The sequence below is a fragment of the Hymenobacter mucosus genome (assembly GCF_900188255.1).
Lineage (GTDB): Bacteria > Bacteroidota > Bacteroidia > Cytophagales > Hymenobacteraceae > Hymenobacter > Hymenobacter mucosus.
This window is the reverse complement of the sequence record NZ_FZNS01000002.1, coordinates 54,132-73,062: the sequence shown is the minus strand read 5'-3', so window position 1 is coordinate 73,062 and position 18,931 is coordinate 54,132. Positions and strand designations below refer to the sequence as shown.

The 18,931-nt window shown below is 58.0% G+C and carries 11 protein-coding genes; 6 read left to right on the top strand and 5 right to left on the bottom strand.

The annotated features are described in order from the left end of the window. Positions 1–36: 36 nt before the first annotated feature. Positions 37–450, bottom strand: coding sequence for a DUF983 domain-containing protein (locus tag CHB83_RS04305; RefSeq protein WP_072144767.1), 414 nt, complete (start codon positions 448–450; stop codon positions 37–39). A gap of 149 nt (positions 451–599) precedes the next feature. Beyond that, positions 600–1,061, bottom strand: a complete 462-nt coding sequence (locus tag CHB83_RS04300; protein WP_089331803.1) for a hypothetical protein — start codon at positions 1,059–1,061, stop codon at positions 600–602. A 557-nt stretch (positions 1,062–1,618) separates the two neighbouring features. Between CHB83_RS04300 and CHB83_RS04295 the strand changes: the two genes are divergently transcribed. From CHB83_RS04295 to CHB83_RS04280, 4 genes are all read left to right on the top strand, one after another. After that, positions 1,619–8,650 carry an Ig-like domain-containing protein gene (locus CHB83_RS04295; protein WP_089331802.1) on the top strand — a complete coding sequence of 2,344 codons (7,032 nt, stop codon included), beginning with the start codon at positions 1,619–1,621 and terminating at the stop codon, positions 8,648–8,650. Positions 8,651–8,916: 266 nt separating this feature from the next. Then, complete coding sequence (locus CHB83_RS04290) at positions 8,917–9,258, top strand: hypothetical protein (protein ID WP_045686942.1); 342 nt, start codon at positions 8,917–8,919, stop codon at positions 9,256–9,258. A 119-nt stretch (positions 9,259–9,377) separates the two neighbouring features. Further along, entirely contained in the window at positions 9,378–9,758 is a 381-nt protein-coding gene (locus CHB83_RS04285) for a hypothetical protein (RefSeq protein ID WP_045686941.1), read from the top strand. Positions 9,759–9,997: 239 nt separating this feature from the next. Next, entirely contained in the window at positions 9,998–10,366 is a 369-nt protein-coding gene (locus CHB83_RS04280; protein WP_045686940.1) for a hypothetical protein, read from the top strand. Between the two features lie 74 nt (positions 10,367–10,440). On the opposite strand, the gene ggt is transcribed toward CHB83_RS04280, so the two are convergent. Next, complete coding sequence (gene ggt / locus CHB83_RS04275) at positions 10,441–12,240, bottom strand: gamma-glutamyltransferase (RefSeq protein ID WP_089331801.1); 1,800 nt, start codon at positions 12,238–12,240, stop codon at positions 10,441–10,443. 338 nt (positions 12,241–12,578) lie between these two features. Between ggt and CHB83_RS04270 the strand changes: the two genes are divergently transcribed. Further along, positions 12,579–14,633, top strand: coding sequence for an alpha-amylase family glycosyl hydrolase (locus CHB83_RS04270; protein ID WP_179225452.1), 2,055 nt, complete (start codon positions 12,579–12,581; stop codon positions 14,631–14,633). A gap of 123 nt (positions 14,634–14,756) precedes the next feature. On the opposite strand, the gene CHB83_RS23750 is transcribed toward CHB83_RS04270, so the two are convergent. Both CHB83_RS23750 and CHB83_RS04260 read right to left on the bottom strand, forming a co-directional pair. Further along, complete coding sequence (locus tag CHB83_RS23750; protein ID WP_052694881.1) at positions 14,757–15,233, bottom strand: DUF1905 domain-containing protein; 477 nt, start codon at positions 15,231–15,233, stop codon at positions 14,757–14,759. Positions 15,234–15,273: 40 nt separating this feature from the next. Next, a complete protein-coding gene (locus CHB83_RS04260; protein WP_089331800.1) occupies positions 15,274–16,275 on the bottom strand; it encodes a glycosyltransferase family 4 protein in 1,002 nt (333 codons plus the stop codon). Between the two features lie 204 nt (positions 16,276–16,479). Between CHB83_RS04260 and CHB83_RS04250 the strand changes: the two genes are divergently transcribed. Continuing rightward, positions 16,480–18,912 (top strand): glycoside hydrolase family 31 protein, encoded by a 2,433-nt coding sequence (locus CHB83_RS04250; RefSeq protein ID WP_245855280.1) that lies wholly within the window; start codon positions 16,480–16,482, stop codon positions 18,910–18,912. Positions 18,913–18,931 lie beyond the last annotated feature (19 nt).

The following is an 18,931-nucleotide window of genomic DNA, read 5'->3' as shown; positions in this document are numbered from 1 at the left end:
ATTGTGTGGCAGCGCTAGGGTTGCCTTCAGGGTGCCTTAAGCCGAAGGAGTGGGGCGGCGCGAAGAGGAGCCGCGGTTAGGATCATAATGTACTCCCCCAAATAAGTACAGCATGAGCGTACGCGAGTAGCGCAAGCTCAGAGGCGTGAGTAGAATCGACATAACAGCAACCCACGTTACGTACACCCACGTATCGGGGTCGTGCAGCAGGTGGTAGACCAAGAAGCCAACAACCAGCATAATACCCGTCGAAAACGCAAAGGTGATATACATAGCACCCCAGTAGAAACCTGGCTCAGGTTCGTAGCGCTGACCGCATACGGGGCAGGCTTCCGGCATGTCCGCAAACTTGCTGATGTTGAAAGCGCTATGGGTAAATAAGGGCCCTTGGTGGCAGCGCGGACATTTTTGCGCTAGCAGAGCCAAGGCCGTGGAGTCTGTCTTTTGCATGGGGTGGAGGGCGGCGTTGGTATAGTGGTACTACGGGTAGCGCTACGGATTGGCTACCCCAGCAGGCCATACTTTTTGCAAGTGCGTGGGGCATTGACATACCACGCAGCTTCGTTTTGGCGGCCCGACGCAGGGAGTAAGTTCGTGCGTCAGGGCTGATCAAAATTGCGCAAGCGGTGTTTGCTAAGCTCGTAGCTGATAATTGCAGGGATGTAGAACGTGATGTCGGCCACGAACTTGGCTAGCAAGATGCCGCCCGCAAAGTTGCCCAGCCACCGGGGGATATAATACATGAGGGCCGGCCGAATAAGAAAACTGTCGGCCACTTCCGCTAAGCCAAACTCTACTGCCAGGGCCCGCACGTTGCGGCCGAAGGTGCGCACCGTGTATTGCCGCTGTTGGGCACGAAGCTGGCGCCGAGCTAAGGCTGCATCTTGTCCTAAAAGCAACCCGAAGTACGCCACGTTACCTGCCCATGTGCCCGCTAGCGCAGCTCGCAGGTCATTGCCCGTAGCGTGTAGCGTCAGCCAAGCGCCCGCCAGCGTTGCCACCACCGATAGCAGCTCAGCAGGCAGGTAGCGCCGCAGCCATTCACGCAGTCTTGGGTTCATATAATGCTAAGGCCAAGTGAATAAGAAGCGGGCCACAGGCCTCAAAGATACTACACCATGGTGCCCTGTTCGTGGGAGCAAGGCTTCCGGCTAAAAGCCCCGAAGTGCTCGGTAAGCTGCCCGATAATACGGCCGTACTAGGTATGCTGGCTACCTCTTCTAAACCAAAAAAGGAAGGGTGCAGCGTAGGATACAGAAAAATAATATGAGAAAATTCACGCTGACAGAGTAAAAAAAATCAACCTCGACTGTACCGCCTGCCAGTTTCCCAACTTGGAATACAGTGAATCTAATGTCGAGCTAAGAGTGTAAGATAGTAGAGCGTACATGCGTTATTTTTAATATATAATTATTCTCTCAATTTAGGAATGATTTCCATTATTGGGAATGAAATTAAATCCAGGTTAAAACACTAGATATAGGCGTTAAAATAGGTATAGCTACCGTTGGGCGCCTTAGAATTGAATTGCATTTTGTTAGGAAAGTGCTTGCTAGATTTGGGATGACATTGGGGCATAGCACGAGGTAAATGCCCATTCGTATCTATCTAAATCTGCATGAAAACACCGTTACGTTCCTGGGCTCCCTTGGTGGGGCTTTGGCTATGGGCAGGAATAAGCAGTAAGGCTCAGGCGCAATGCACCGCGGCTGCAACTACCACATTTACCTTTAACACGACGGCTGCCAGCGGCAACTGGAAAAATCGTGCTCCGCAGGCTGCTCCTGCTGGCTCCACTATTACTACTATTGGTACCAGTGGCTACGCCTCTAGTGACCCAGCCTCTCTATTTACAACGGGAGGGATCAACGGCACCACAATGCTGGCGTGGCAGAATGACTATCCTGATAACCAACCAGTAGGAAGCACGGCACCTTCGTCTACCGTCATCTTTAACTTTAATCGGCCCGTATCGGGCCTAACTATCCGATTACAGGACGTTGACAACGGTATTCCGGGATACACGGATGAGGTAACCTTTGCTGGTAGCAATAACGGGGCGACAGTGACACCTACGCTGAGTCGTCCTACAGGAAGTACAGTACTTATTACCGGAGTGATGGCCACCGGAACTACTTCCGTTGGCGATAACACTGCTGGTACTGTAACGGCAACATATCCGGGCAGCGTTACTAGCATTACGCTCACGTATCGCAATACTACTGGGGGAACTACTCCCAGTGTCCAACTAGTCGGTATCGATCAGATAACTTGGTGCCGGGCGGCTCCCGTGGCCAACAACGTAACCAATGCGACAGCCCTAGCAAGTACAGCGGGTCAAACGGATATCGACTCACCTGTAGTTGCCGCCGACGGGGGGACTATTGCTTCGTACACCATTACGCAACTGCCACCCGGCAATGAGGGAACCCTGTACTATGATGCTGGCCTCCTAGGTGGTGGTTACAGAGCCGTAACTGCTGGTCAAACGATTACGACGGCCCAAATGGCCAGCATTCGTTTTGATCCGGCTGATACATATTCCGGTGGCAACTCAGTATTCAGCTACACGGCTACCGATGATGCTGGCTTGGTATCAAATGGAGCCACTTTCACCATTCCTATTCAAGCGGTGGCCGGACCCGTCGGCTGCGGGTCTTCCTACCTGGATGGCACGGCGCGTAGCGGCCTGACCGCAGAATACTACAACGGGTACTTCGCCGACAACTTCGCCTATTTCGAAAACCGTACTCCCAATTTGCGTCGCGCTGATGCGCAGCTGGAGTTTACCACCAACGCTAGTTTTGGTAACCTGGTAACTCCCGCAGGAGCAGGCACGGGTTCCAATGCCAATCCGGACGCCTTCAGCGCCCGTTACCGGGGTAGCATTTACATTCCTACTACGGGCTCATACACGTTCTTCCTGAACTCCGACGATGCTTCCTACCTCTGGCTGGATGCCGCCGCGCTGGCAAGTACGCCTACTGCAGCGTCTGCCGTGGTGAATAATGGCGGAGGACATAGCCTGCTGGAAAAAAGCGGCAGCGTTACCCTCACGGCTGGTTTGCACAACATCATGATCTTCTACGGGGATAACACTGCGGATAACGCACTTACGCTCTCGTACGCCGGGCCGGGTATTTCTAAGCAAGTAGTGCCTAACTCGGCCTTGTGCGCCGGCCGGGGCAACTTGCCGCCCGTAGCAACTGCCATCAACTACACACTACCAGCCATTGGCTACAACTTGGCGGCTCTAAGTGGCAGCGACCCTGACGGCAGCGTTGCCAACTTTACCATTGTTGCCTTGCCGGCCAACGGGACGCTGGCTCTCAACGGCACGGCCGTAATAGCTAATCAGGTGGTGCAGGCTAGTGACGCCAGCAATCTAACATTTACGCCCAACGCAGGCTATTCAGGTACCACCTCGTTTACCTACTTCGCTACCGATAACCAAGGGATGCGCTCAGTAACGGCGGCTACGTACACCATCAACGCCCCGAACCGTCCGCCCGTGGTAGCCAATGACTCGCGCGACGTGCCGCTCAATACAACCGTGAGTGGCAACGTGGTGCTCAACGACTATGATCAGGAACAGAATATCTTCACCGTTGCGCTGGGTACGGCCCCGGCCCACGGCACCGTTATCCTGAACTCTAACGGTACCTACTCCTACACCCCAACTACGGGCTATACCGGCCCCGACAGCTTCACGTACACAGCCTGCGACAATAGTACGCCCTCGATGTGCTCCGCGGCAGCTACGGTAAACCTGCGCGTGTTTAGTACTAGCACGGCATGTACATCGGCTACGGGCAACAACCTGCTTGTGAACCCTGCCTTTACCAATGGCAACACAGGCTTTACTACTACCTACCGGTACGTGGCGGCGGGCTATACTATTGGCAACAATGCTACGGGCATTTACCCGGAAGGAACCTACGCGGTAGGCACCAATGCCGCCACGTACCACCCCAATTTCGTGGGTACGGGCCACACCGGCGGCACCAACGACAACTTCCTGATGGTAAACGGCGCGGCCTCTATCCGGACGCTGTATGCCCAGACCGTAACGGTGCAGCCAGGGCGTTACTATACCTTTTCGGCCTTCTTCAACAACCTCTTGGCGCCCAGCAGCAATGGTGGGGTACCCGAGCTTGGGTTTGTTATCAACGGGGAATCTGTGTCGGGTACGATTACTCTGAACGAGTCGCCGGACCAGTGGGTGCAGTTCTCCGATGTGTGGTTTTCCGGCACCAACACCACCGCCACCTTTGAGATTCGGAACGTGAGCACGGCTGTGGGTGGCAACGACCTGGCCGTGGATGATGTGTACTTCGGTTCGTGTAACCTGGCTCCTACGGCCGTGGCCGACGCGGTGACTATCACTTCGGGCTCGAACGCTACCCTCAACATTCTAGCCAACGACATTGACCCTGAGAATTCCTTTAATGCGGCCACGGTTGACCTCAATCCTAATCAGGCCGGCATTCAACCATCCATTACAACGCCTAATGGTACCTTCTCGGTGAATACGAGCGGGGTGGTGACCTTCGTGCCAGTGGCTGGCTTCGTGGGGACGGCTGTTACGCCTTACCTCGTGCAGGACGCTGCTGGTGCGCCTACTAACCAGGCCAACATTGCCGTAACGGTGCAGCAGCCCACCGCCGATTTGGCCGTGGCAATTACTGCCCCTGCTAATGCTACCACTGCCACCGCAGGCCAGGCGTTGACCTTCACGGTGCAAACTACCAACAACGGGGCGGCGGCCGCTACCGGAGTAGTGCCCACGCTGCAGTTGCCAGCCGGCCTTACAGGTCCTGGCCCCAACGGGGCGCTAACCTTTGCCAACGGTGGCTCCTACAACAGCAGCACGGGCTTGGTTACCTTCCCCACCACTAGCGTGAACAGCGGAAGCAACGTGTCAAACAGTGTGAGCTTCTTAGTGCCAGCTACGGGCCCTTTCACTGGTGCTGCCAGCGTTACGGCCACTACCGCCGACGCCATCACAACCAACAACAACGCCACCGCCACGGTGAACGTGACGCCGAGCTTCGACCTGACGACGACCTTGAGCGGACCTGCTGCTGCCGGTACTGGCACGGGCATTACCTACACGGTGGTTACCAGAAACAGCGGGCCTTCGCCCGCCACCAACGTGGCCCAGGCAGTGACCCTACCTGGTAATCAAACGGGCTTATTCCTCTCAAATAACGGTACGTACGCCTATAACTCAACCAACAATACCACGGTAGTAACTTTCCCAAGCCTGGGGATGCTGGCGGCTGGTCAAACGGTGAGCAACACCATTAGTCTAACTGCTCCCACGGCCGCTGGCACGTTTACGCCCACTGCTAGCGTAAGCGCTACCGGCGAAGCCGTAACCAATAACAATACCTCGGCCGTAGCAACCACGATTAGCACAACGTCGGGCATGGCGGCCAACGTGTACTCGGCCGTTGGCGTCACCAGCGGCGGTACTGCTGTAACCAACGTGGCGCCGGGCACTGCTCTGCTCGTAACGGCCACAGCGACCAACGCTGGGGAGGGCGCCGCCACCGGGGTAGTGCAGCAACTCACGCTGCCCGCTGGCCTCAGCGCCGCCAGCCTCACCATCTCCGGCAACGGTTCGTATAACCCCACCACGGGCATTGTAACCTGGCCTTCTACTAGCCTAGTAGCCGGCGCCGCCCAAACCAACACTGTGCGGCTCGCAGCCCCGGCCGCCGGACCTCTCCTGTTCGATGCAAGTGCTAGCACCACCTCTGCTGACGTGGTGGTAGCCGACAACGTAGCTTCTGCCATCGTAACAGTTCGGCCGACTACGGATGTTGCCACCACAATTTCGGGCCCAACGACTGTGACGGCTGGCCAGCGCGTGACTTATACCGTCACGACAACCAACACCAGCACTGTACCAGCTAGCAACGTGCAGCAATTCGTGAGCTTGCCTCCGGGCGCTACCAACCTCACGTACACTAGCAACCTGGGCCCTAACACCACCGGCACCGTAGATGCCCAGCCCAACCAGGGGCTGCTGGCCTACCCCGCTATCAGCAGCCTGGCCCCTGGTCAATCGGTTACGAACGTAATTTCCTTTGATGCACCTGCTGGCTCTTATTCGGCCACGGCCTTTCTGACCACGACTACCCCCGACAACGTAGCTGCCAATAACACGAGCACTGTAGTGGCTACCTCTACGCGTGCTTCGGATGTAGCAGCCACCATTGCCGGCCCCGATGTAGTAATACAGGGCACCCCCGTAGTATACACGGTTCGTACGGTGAATAATGGCACTGCGCCCGCCGCCAGCCTCACTACTACCGTGCAACTGCCCACGGACCTGACCACCGTAGTGGTGCGTGATGCTGCCGGGGCAATTATAGCGGGGGCTTACAATGCTACCACTGGGGTAGTGACGTTCCCGACCCGGACGGAGGTACCCGTAGGGGATGCAGGCTCCATGTCGAACACCATCACCTTTTCGGCTCCCGACGTGTCGGCCATCAGTGTTACGGCCGTGGCTAATATGCCCACGAGCACCAATGACCTAGCCCGCACCAACAATACGGCAACGTATACCACCAGCGTGCTTCGGGCTACGAGCACAGCCGAGGATTTGTCGGTAGCCGTTCGTGCCAGCACTACGAGTGTAGCAGCAGGCCAGAGCGTCACATTCACTCTCACAACAACCAACAACAGCACCACTACCGCTCCGGCCGTTGTGCAGCGGATGGCATTGCCCATGGGGCTCAATCCCGCTACGCTCACTATTTCCAACGCCGGCACCTACGACCCTACTACTGGCATTGTGACGTTCCCCACGGTGACTTCACTAGCCAGCGGCGCAGCTGCGGCACTGACCAACACCATTGTCGTAACCGCACCTGGCACTGGCCCCCTCACGGCGGTAGCCAGCGTATCGGGTGGCAACAGCGACGGCGTAGCGACCAACAACACGGCGCTAGCCACCGTGGCTGTGACATCGGTAAGCAACGTGCGCGCGGAAGTGCGCAGCGCTAGCCTCCAAACCACTCCGCTGGAAAATACGGTGCTGCCTGGGCAGGCGGTGACCTACTTGGTGCGTGTCATCAACGATGGTCCTTCATTGGCGACGGGGGTAAGCGCCACGGCCCAGATTCCGACTAACCTCGACCCCGCTACGGTAATCATTTCGGGTGGCGGTAGCTATGACCCAGCTACGGGTCTGGTCACCTTCCCCGCGGTGGGTGCTCTGTCTCCTGGGCAAGCAGCTTCGGTTGGGTACACCATCACGTTCCGGGCCCCCACTACCGGGGCGTCGTACACAGTTGCCGCTACTGCCGCCACCAACACGACTCAGTCATCAACGGGCGATGATACCCAAACCTACCGGACAACGCTGAGCAACCAGGTGCCCGTGGCAAACACAGTAGTAAATAGCCTTACGGCACCCGATGGCAATACCTCGGCAACTGCCCTGCCTATTTCGGCACTAAGCGCTACCGACGTAGATGGCACCATCAGCATCTACGCCATCACCTCCCTGCCCAACGCCACAGCCCAAGGGGTACTATTCTACGCGGCCGATGGCGTTAACTACTCTCCCGTGGCGCTCACCAACGGCCGCTTTGTACTCACGGCTGCTACCGCTGGTAACCTGCGCTTCGACCCCGTGAGCAGCTTCGTGGGTAATGCCTTCTTCACCTTCACGGCCACCGACAATACGGGCGCCGCATCGGCACCGGCCCTCTACAGCATTCCAGTGGGCCTAGATAATGCGGCCACGTATGCATCGGGGGTGGTGAAAGGTGGCACGGGCAATGCATACCAAAATGGTGACCTCATTACGGCTGCTTTCGACGCTAATGGTGGAGAATACAGCTTCAGCAGCGCTACCAGCCAAACCACGATGACCGACACCGGCATCCGTTCGGCTACCACTGATGCCGCCGGTACCAACCTGCTCAGCGGCATGGGCTTAACCCTAAATGCCACTACGGGCCGCATCAGCGTTAGCAACCGCAGCCTGCTCCGTAGCGGCGACTACGTAGTCAATGTAACTACCATTGACGAGTTTGGGGGTACCACTACCCAGCCCGTGCGCTTCACCATTGGGGGGGCACCGCTTCCGGTGTCGTTGGTGCGTTTCGAAGCACGTAGTCAGGGTAAGAATGCGCTGCTGACTTGGGAAACTGCCCAGGAGCTCTACAACGACCACTTCGAGGTAGAACGCTCAGTAGACGGGGTGAACTTCGAGAAGGCAGGGCAGGTAGCCGGCCGCGGTACTACCACTGCTACCCAGCAGTACACCTACACCGATGCCGTAGCTAGCCGCCTCGCCAAAACGCTCTACTACCGCCTGCGCCAAGTAGATACGGACGGCAAAGCCAGTTCCTCACAAATTCGGGTGGTAACCTTTGGCCCGGCCGAGGAAGACCTAGTCATCTTCCCCAACCCGGCCAGCAGCGTGCTGCACGTACGCCTGACGGCAGAAGCACCGCAGGCTACCCTCGCGGTGTACACCACAACCGGCGTGCTGGTAATGCAGCAGACCCTGGACGCTTCCCTGAGCGCTACCCTTGATGTAAGCCAACTAGCAACGGGCGCTTACCTTGTGAAGGTGCAAACGGCAAGTGGCGCTACCCTGGTCCGCCGCTTCCTGAAGGAATAGTCTTTCTGAGCTAGAGAACAAAAGGCCGCTGCCGATAGGTAGCGGCCTTTTTTGTGCGTTTCCCAATCCGGTCGACTGCTGAAGAGTTGGGGAGAAGGCTGCTAGTTTTCGCTGGGCGACGCTCATAATACCGCCGCGCTGCTCCGGGAGCTATGCTGGTAGCAGGAGGAGGCTGGCAGAAGCTGCGAATGCGTGCAGTGCAACGTCCGTCCTGTCCCTGGCGTACAGCTTGCATAACACATCCACCTCCTTAACCCCTCCGCGCTATGAATCATGCCGATCGTATTGAAGCCACTATTCAGGGTATCTACCGCGCCTTCGAGCACCCCGGTGAGCATCCCGCTGACGCCGGTATCAGCGCTATTGATAACTGGATTCACGCCCTTGATGGTCTGGGTGGCTCGGCTCTAGCTGGCTTGCAGAATGAGTTGCGTGCCTTGCGTGGCTACGTAGAGCGCGACGACCGTCCGGCTATGGCTGGCTCCCTACAACAGTTGGGCATGGAAACCTCACGTATGGCCCACGACATGCACGACGGCACGGGTGACCACCTCCGTCATTTGGGGCAAGTGCTTATTACCGCCGCTGGCAACCTGAAGATGTCCTAGCCTTGCTAGGCAACTCCGCCAGTTGTAACCGAGCATGTTCGTAAACTAAGATGCTCTGATTCCTTTTGCTTTCCGACGCTCAAAGCCCTGTTTGTGGTTGCGTCTCGTTCCTTTTCTATATGCATTCCGATTCCACCTCAGGGCAGCATTCAGCTCCCGGCTCTATATTGGCAGGTAGCCAGCCTCACCTGGAGGCTACCCTGCATGCCCTGCAAGCCGACCAGTTGCCCAACCTATTGCCCGCCGCCGGCGACAACCTGTACCGCTGGATGAACCTGCTGCAAGCGGCCGAAGGCGACCGTTTTGCCGACCTGATTGCCGAGTTGCAGAACCTGTACAACGCCATCGACCATGGTACGCCCAATGGCCCCGAGGTAAAGCAGATATTGCAGCGCCTTTCCGGCCTAACTACCCAAGCGGCGGAATCTGCTGATACCACTTCCCAAGATAAGTTGCGCCAGTTGGGGCAAGCCCTAGGTAACGCTGCCGATACACTGTAATTTTTCCGATTAGCTAAGTATAGCAACGGCCTGTTCTGTCCCGTTTGGGGTGGGGCAGGCCGTTGCTATGTACGCGAAGTGGCTGCCTCGCAGGCCCTGGCTGCGGTGGAAAAAGCAAGAAACAGGTAGTAGGAACTAGCTGAACAGCAGGCAGAATCTTACTAAGCAAGTAGCCAACCCTAGGATTGGGGATAGAGTAAATAGGGAAATTCCTCTTGTTTCATCCAACTTCCTCCTCTATGTCAATCTCGCATTCTGCCAGTGCCGACCAATTGCAGGCTACCCTCCGCATTCTTCGCAGCGAAGACGTAACCCAAACCATTGCCAAAGCCACCGAAAACATTGACGGCTGGGTGCACATGCTCCGCGCCTCTGGCGAAACCGCGTATGGCACCATTGCCGCCGACCTAGTGAAGTTGAAGGGCTATTTAAACGGCACCGACCCCAACCCCATCAGCGACGTGCTGCAAACCCTAGCTGAGCATATCAACAGCTTTGTTGATGACTCCAACCCTCGTTTCATTGGTACGCTAGACGAGCTATCCAAAGCCCTCACCTCCGTTGCCCGCGACCTCCAGACCACCCGCGACAACCAGGAGCAGCAATAATAAATTGTTCCACAAAAAAAGGCCGTGCATGGTGCACGGCCTTTTTTTGTGGAGGGTCATGCTACTACAAGCAGCTAGTATCCTTGGCTAGAGTCGTCGCCGCGCGGGTCGGCGCCTCCTTCGAGCCTACCGCCCGGCAGCACACGAATTACCTCCACCCGCCCCCAGGGGGCCCGTGGGTTCAGCTTGTACCCGCGGGCGCGCAGCGTGTCCTGGGTTGCGGGAAGTAGGGCCCCTGCCTCCACATCAATCAAATCGGGGAGCCACTGGTGATGCAGGCGCGGCGCGGCCACGGCCTGCTGTGCGTTCATGCCATAGTCGAGGGTATTCAAAATGGCTTGCAGCACACTGGTAATAATGGTGCTACCACCGGGCGTACCCACTACCAGAGCCAGCTTCTTGTTCTTGGTAAGAATGGCCGGCGTCATGGAAGACAGCATGCGCTTGCCGGGCGCAATGGCATTGGCTGCTCCGCCTACCAGCCCGTAAGAGTTAGGAGTGCCTGGCTTGCTGCTGAAATCGTCCATTTCATTGTTGAGCAAGAAACCAGCGCCTGCCACCACTACTTTGCTGCCGTAGGCTCCGTTAAGGGTAGTCGTGCAGCTGACGGCGTTGCCCTGGGCGTCTACAATATTATAGTGTGTAGTTTGGTCCGATTCGTAGCTCGGAAAGTTAGGGCCAGCAGTTACCTGGGAACTGGGGGTTGCGCGGTAGGGCAGGGTAGTAGCCATTCGCTGCTTGTTGTAGGGCTTCTCCAGCAGTTGCTTCACGGGCACGTGCCCAAAATCCGGGTCGCCCAGGTACGTAGCCCGGTCGGCATATACGCGGCGCTGGGCCTCCGTAATCCAGTGGGTAGCTTGGGGCGAGTGCCAGCCGGCTCTGCCCAGGTCGTAGGGCTCTAGCATTTGCAGCATTTGCAGCAAGGCTACTCCACCCGAGCTGGGCGGCGGAAACGTCAATACATCGTAGCCCCGGTACTGGCCGTGCAGCGGAGTGCGCCACTTGGGCTGGTAGTTTTGCAGGTCCTGCTTGGTAATGATACCGTGCCCCCGCTGCATTTCTTGGGTGAGCAAGTCAGCTGTAGTGCCTGCATAGAAGCCCGTCCGGCCTTCGTCGCGGATGCGGCTGAGGGTACTAGCTAGGTAGCGGTGCCGAATGGTGTCGCCGGGCTGCCAGGGCCGCCCTTCCCGCACGTAGGAGTTTGGCAGGAATCCCATCTCATTAACTGCTGCTTCCATTCTGACACCAGGGGTCGCTTGCGAGTGCTCCATGTGCTGACCCGCAGTGACAGCCGTGGTGATAAACTTGGTGCGGTTCAGCCCGGCAGCTTCTTTCTCCGTCAGTACCACCCCCTTGGCTGCTAAATCAACGGCTGGCTGCACCACCTCTTTCCACGGCAGCTTACCCAGCTTTTTGTGCAGTTCCCACATACCCGCCACGGTACCGGGTACACCGGCCGCTAGGTGGCCTAGCGTGCTCAGGTCAGGAATTACGTTGCCCTGCTTGTCGAGGTACATGTCGCGGGTAGCGGCGGCGGGGGCCGTTTCCCGGAAGTCGAGAGCCCCTTCTTGGCCATCGGCGCCACGGTAGAGCAGAAAGCCGCCCCCGCCAATGTTGCCGGCTACGGGCAGCACTACGGCTAGGGCAAACTGGACGGCCACGGCCGCGTCGTAGGCATTGCCGCCCTTTTGTAGAATCTCTACCCCAATGCGCGAGGCCTCCGGGTGCGCCGATGTCACCAGCGCCTTAGCCGTAACGACGGGGGTAGCGGTGGGAATGGGCGTGGCCAGCGTGGCTACGGGTGCGGTGGCATGGGGAGTGCTAGTGCAGGAAAGCAGCGCCGCCAGGGCCAGGGGGTAGAGGTAGCGTTTCATATGAGCAAAGGTACGGTAGATCAGGGAAGGTGTCGGAAGGCAGATGCAATGAGAGAGTACCTTGCAGGGTACGGGCACTAGCAGAAGCTCAACACTAGACGGCGGCTGTAAGCACCCCGACAGGAGATACTACCGCCAGCAGCCAGGCTGGGTAAGCAGAGTTTCCCAACAGCCGTGTGCCCCTCAAATTATAGGAAGATGCTCACGGGGTAGTAAAATTGCCTTGCGACGCGAGGAAAAGGACATTCTTTTGGCCTAAAATCGGACTAAATCACGACTAGCCTTACTAAATTCGGTAATCCGCGTAGCTTTGACCGGAACTCCTGATCTGCCATCCTATGCCTACCGATATATCTACTCCTGCCGCTTCGGTTCCAACTACTGCGCTGCTACCCCTGGTACAGCAAGACTCTTGGCTGGCCCCGTACGAGCCCGAACTCCTGGCACGTCAGCAGCGGCTAGAGCAGCGACTAGCGGAGATTACGCAGCAGTGCGGCTCCTTGAGCAAGTACGCGCTCCTGCACCAGCGCCTGGGCCTCAACTACGACTCACGCCGCCGGGGCTACTGGTTTCGTGAGTGGGCCCCCGCCGCCGAGGCACTCTATCTCATCGGCGACTTCAATGGCTGGGACCGGCAGGCTACCCCCCTGCAACGAGGCAACGATGGGGTGTGGGAGGTGTTTTTGGCCGACAAAGACTACCAAGACCGTCTAACCCACCACTCCCTGTACAAGGTGCACGTAGTAACGGCCAAGGGCGCCAAGGACCGCCTACCTGCCACCCTGCGCCGCGCCGTGCAAGACGAGGCTACCAAGGACTTTGCCGGGCAAGTATGGCGCCCCGCCACCCCCTATACGTGGACGGACCAAAAATTCCGCATCTCCAATGTGGTGCGGGAGCCCTTCATTTATGAAGCGCACGTGGGCATGGCTCTGGAGGAAGGTCGCACGGGAAGCTACCTGGAATTCGCCGAGCAAATCTTGCCCCGCATTCAGGCCGACGGGTACAACTGCCTGCAACTGATGGCCGTGATGGAGCACCCTTACTACGGTTCCTTTGGCTACCACGTAGCCAACTTCTTTGCGGTATCGTCGCGCTTTGGTACTCCCGAGGAGCTCAAGCACCTAATTAACGAAGCCCACCGCCGGGGCATTGCCGTGCTACTGGATGTAGTACACTCCCATGCCGTGAAAAACGAGGCCGAAGGCCTGGCCGATTTCGACGGTTCAGGGGCTCAGTACTTCCACGCGGGGGCGCGCGGTAACCACCCAGGCTGGGATTCTAAGCTCTTTGACTACAGCAAACCAGAGGTTCAGCAGTTTCTGCTTTCCAACCTGCGCTACTGGCTGGAAGAGTTTCACTTTGATGGTTTCCGCTTCGATGGCATCACCAGTATGCTGTACCATCACCACGGCGAGGGAGTCTCGTTTGGCGGGTACGACCAGTACTTCGGACCCGAGGTAGACGATGACGCCATCTTGTACCTTCAGCTAGCGGCCACCCTCGTAAAGGAGGTGAAGCGCAGTGCCATCCTCATTGCCGAGGACATGAGCGGCATGCCGGGCTTGTGCCGGCCTATTGCGGAAGGGGGCATTGGCTTCGACTACCGCTTGGCCATGGGCATTCCAGACTACTGGATCAAACTGCTCAAGCACACCCGCGACGAAGACTGGAACCTCCACGATTTGTGGTACACCCTCACCAACCGGCGTGAAGGAGAGAAAACCGTGGCCTATGCTGAAAGCCACGACCAAGCCTTGGTGGGCGACAAAACCCTGGCTCACTGGCTGCTGGATAAGGCCATCTACGAGCACATGCGCAAGGACGACCACAACCCCGTGGCCGACCGGGGCATTGCCCTGCACAAGCTTATCCGGCTGGCTACGCTAAGCCTAGGCGGAGAAGCCTACCTCAACTTCATCGGCAACGAGTTCGGCCATCCGGAGTGGGTAGACTTCCCCCGCGAAGGCAACAATTGGAGCCACCATTTTGCGCGTCGCCAGTGGAGCCTGGCCGACAACCAGGATCTGAAGTATGGGTACTTGCTACGCTTCGACCAGGTAATGCTAGCCATTGCCAAAGGAAACCGGTTATTGGCGGCAGGCCCAGCCCGGCAGCTGAATGTAGACAGCGAAAACCAAGTGCTCATCTTTGAGCGCGACGGCCTCATCTTCGTGTTTAGCTTCCACGTGGACCGTAGCGTACCCAATTACCGCTTCACGGTGCCCACGCCGGGCCGCTACGGCATTGTGCTTAACTCCGATGATGCCGAGTTTGGTGGCTTCAACCGGGTTGATGCCAGCATCACCTACGAAACATTTGAGGAGGACGGAGTGCATAAGCTGAGCCTTTACGTGACCAACCGTACGGCCTTGGTGCTCACACGCACCTAGACCTCCGCCAACTAACAAAGCCAAGGGGCCAGGTTTTACAGCAACTGGTTGTTCCCACGAAACAACCAGTTGCTGTAAAACCTGGCCCCTTGGTGTTCTTCTGGAGCCTTACGAAAAGGGGAGTTAGTTGATTTTTTGGCCGCTGTTCAGGCGTTGTACCACGGATTGGGCGCGCTCATTGCGGGTGTCGCTTTTCTTGGCGCGGGCTATCCAGTTGGCAAATTCCTCCCGCCGCTTAAACGACAGCTCATTGAATTTCTCCTGTAGGCCGGCGTATTCCAGGGCATCGATGAGTTCGGCGGGAAGCTCAAGCTGACGCTCTTCGGTGTCGCGCTCTAAGGAGACGTGCACGGTGCTGCTCCAACTCTTGCCAATGGCATTGCGCACTTCCTTTTTCACGGGCAGGGCGTGTAAACCATCACCAATAGGAACGAGGTTCAGCCGGATAGGAAACCCATCAATGGTGCCTTGCACCGGCAGCGCGCCCGAGATGCCGTACGTTTCGGGTATGCTAAAAGGTACTACTAAGAATACGCCGCTATCGGCGCCATCCATTTCTAGCTCGGCGTCAAATTCGTGGCGAATGGGGGAGTCACTCATGTGGTGCAAAAGGTAAAATATCAGCCAGCCCCAACTCCGGTTAGCGGTTTTCGAGGCGGCGCAAAATGCTGTTGATGGTATCCGTATCGTTGGGGGCCACTACCTGCACCCGGTTGTTGGTGGCAGGGTAAGTAGCCCGGAGGCGTTCCGCCGTACCGTCCGAAGCAGCCAAAATCAGGTCGGCACGGCGTAATGCCAGGCGTTCCAGTTCCAGGGCCCAGCCCCGGTCGGCGGGGGTGTTGCGCTGCTCGGCCAGGCTGTGCACATGCAGCACCAGGGGGCGGCCCGTTTGCTGGCGGATTTCCATGGCCGCCAGCCACGTTGGCCAATCGGTGGCGTAAATTACACCAAAGTTATCGGAAAGGGCTTGGCGCGTGGCAAAGCGCGCGTACTGGATAACCTGATAGTTGAGGTCGGCCGAAGGAGGCAACTCAGCACTCAGGGCGGCCAATGCCTGAGGTAGCGTAGCTAACTCCGGAGAGAAAGAAGCTTCCTCGGGTTCTGCTGGGGCCGCCGGGGCTGGTAGTTCGGCCGCGAGCAGATCCAGGGCTTCTTCTACGCCCGTATCTAATGCGTCTGGAAAAAGAGCATGGGCATTGGCGCTTTTGTCGGTATCTGGGGTAGCTGCCGCCGGGCTGGTGCTAGCGGCTGGGGACGCTGCACGGGGCGCGGATAAGGCCAGGCTGGGGACCGGGGCTTCTTCGCTGCCAATGTAGGGGGCTGCCGGAACGGCAAAAGCAGGGGCTGGTTCGCCTGCCGGGGCGGTGCTGCCCACGTAGGGCGCCATTGGGTGCTGCCATTTGGCGGGGTAGCGGTCCGCTGGTAGGGTTGCAAGCTCATCTACTCGCAGTTGCGCCAAGGTAGTTACCTGGGCATTAGGAGTAAGCAGCGAGGAAGAATACGAGCGGGGCAGTACTACTGCAAGGGGAACTTGCGGAGCAAGCGCCTGCACCAAGGGCTGCAAAGAAGGAAGCGGCTGTTCGCCGGCGCGGGGCGCACCGTCCCAGCCAAGTAGCAGCACGGGAGAAGGGGCAGGAGTCATAGTAGAATAGAGCAAAAAAGGGGGCAGTAACCAGATATGGCAAGGTAGATAAAAAAGCTACCCGCCGTGTCCTGTAGTAGGCTTTTTACGAAAGCACATCGGTAGTCGCCATAAGTCGCAGGAATCATTTTTACCTTGCGCAGTAAAAACAAGCAGATCTGGCCCCACCGGAATTTTCTTGCTTTCCTCTCAACAACTCCCATTATGGCCGAAAATATTCAGGACAACAACTACATGGTCAATGACCTGGCCGCCCGGTCCAGGCAGGAACTATATCCGGGCCGGGTAGTGCACGGCGAGCAGCAGGGTACCGACTTTCTGTTTCGGTGCGAAAACGGCGTGCAATTACTGCTACAAGTCATTTCAGATAAGGTGCTGCGTTTTCGCTACGCCACGGAGGCCGGCTTCGGTCCCGATTTTAGCTATGCTTTCCCCTCGGGCACCCCGCCGCGTCAGCAGCCTGAGTTCCTGGAATTTCGGGAGAAGCCCGACCACTACCGCATCACCACCGACCGCCTTATTTGCGTGGTGGACAAAGATACGCTACGCAACCGCGTGCTGAACCGCTCGGGCCTGGTGCTGAGCGAAGACGAGAAGGGCTTCCACTGGGAATACGAGTACGAGTCGGGCAACGACATCGTGAAGATGAGCAAGCAGGTGCAAAGCGGGGCTCATTACTACGGCCTCGGTGACAAGCCCGACAACATGAACCTGCGCGGTAAGCAGTTCACCAACTGGGGCACCGACACCTACGGCTACCAGAAAGGCTCCGACCCGCTGTACAAAAACATTCCGTTTTTCTTGGGCTTACACCAGAAAACAGCCCACGGTATTTTCTTCGACAACACGTTCAAAGCCTTCTTCGACTTTGCCGCCGAGCGGGCCGACGTAGCTAGCTTCTGGGCGCTGGGCGGAGAAATGAACTACTACTTCATCTACGGCCCCAGCCTGCTGGAAGTAACCCAGGAGTACACCCGCCTGACGAGCCCGCCAGAACTGCCGCCGCTCTGGACGCTGGGCTACCACCAATGCAAGTGGAGCTACTTCCCCGAGAGCAACGTGAAGGCCATTGCCAAAGGCCTACGCGACCGGCAGATTCCCTGCGACGCCATCTACCTCGACATCGACTATATGGATGGGTACCGGTGCTTTACCTGGAGCCCTACCCACTTCCCCGAACCCAAGCGTATGGTGCGGGAACTGGCCGAGGATGGCTTTAAAACCATTGTCATCATCGACCCCGGCATCAAGATTGACCCTATCTACAGCGTATACAAGGAGGGGCTTGAAAACGACTACTTCTGTCGCCGCGCCGATGGTCCACTGATGAAAGGCTCCGTGTGGCCAGGCCTGTGCAACTTCCCCGACTATACCCGTCCCGAGGTGCGCGAGTGGTGGGCCGGCCTGTTTAAGGGCCTGATTCAGGAAGACGGTGTGAAGGGCGTGTGGAACGACATGAACGAGCCGGCCGTGTTTGAGAAAGGCACCTTCCCGGATGATGTGCGCTTCGGCTATGAAGGGTACTCTGCCTCTCACAAGAAGGCGCACAACATCTATGGTATGCAGATGGCCCGCGCCACCAATGAAGGGGTGAAGCGCTTCAGCCACCCCAATCGACCCTTTACCATCACGCGCAGCACCTACTCCGGGGGGCAGCGCTATTCCTCCGGCTGGACCGGCGACAACATTGCCTCCTGGGAGCACCTCTGGCTGGCGAACATTCAGTGCCAGCGCCTGAGCATTTCGGGCTTCTCCTTTGTGGGGTCTGACATTGGGGGCTTCATTGACAAGCCCGATGGGGAGCTGTACGTGCGCTGGGTTGCACTGGGCGCCTTCCATCCGTTCTTCCGTACCCACAGCTCCGGCGACCATGGCGACCAGGAGCCCTGGTCGTTTGGTGAGGACTTTGCGCAGTTGGCGCGGGGCTTCATTGAGTTGCGCTACCGCCTGCTGCCCTATATGTACACCACATTCTGGCAGTACGCACAAGCAGGCACGCCTATGCTGCGCCCGCTAGCCTTCCTCGACCAAACCGACACCGACACCTACCTGCGGATGGCCGAGTTTAGTCTCGGCGACCACCTGCTGGTGTGCCCCATTACCCAGCCCGGTGCCGATGGCCGCTGGATGTACCTACCCCGCGGCGACTGGTTCTACTACTGGACCGATGAACCCAAGACCGGCGGCGCCGAAGTGTGGGCCAGCGCCCCCCTCGACCGGATTCCCCTGTTTGTGCAAGCCGGAGCCGTAGTACCCATGTACCCCGTAATGCAGTACGTGGGCGAAAAGGCAGTAGAAGAACTTACCCTGCACGTGTACTACAAGCAGGGCGAGCAAGCCAGCGTGCTGTACGAGGATGGCGGGGAAGGCTACGGCTACCAGGAAGGGCAAAGTACTACCCGCCGCTTCAAGGTGCGGGGCACTGACACCGGCCTGGTGCTGCAGCAAGCTACGGAGGGTGCCTACCAACCCACCTGGGCCAGCTACCGCGTGGTACTACATGGATTGCCTTTTGGCGCTTCCGTATTCAGCACCGATGGTCAGCCCGCGGAGGGGGTGCAGGTAACCACCGAAACCGGACTCACCCTACCCGGCGTGACCGTAAGCGCCGATTTTACAGAGCTTGTAATTGGATAGCAAGTACAGGCGCATAGTA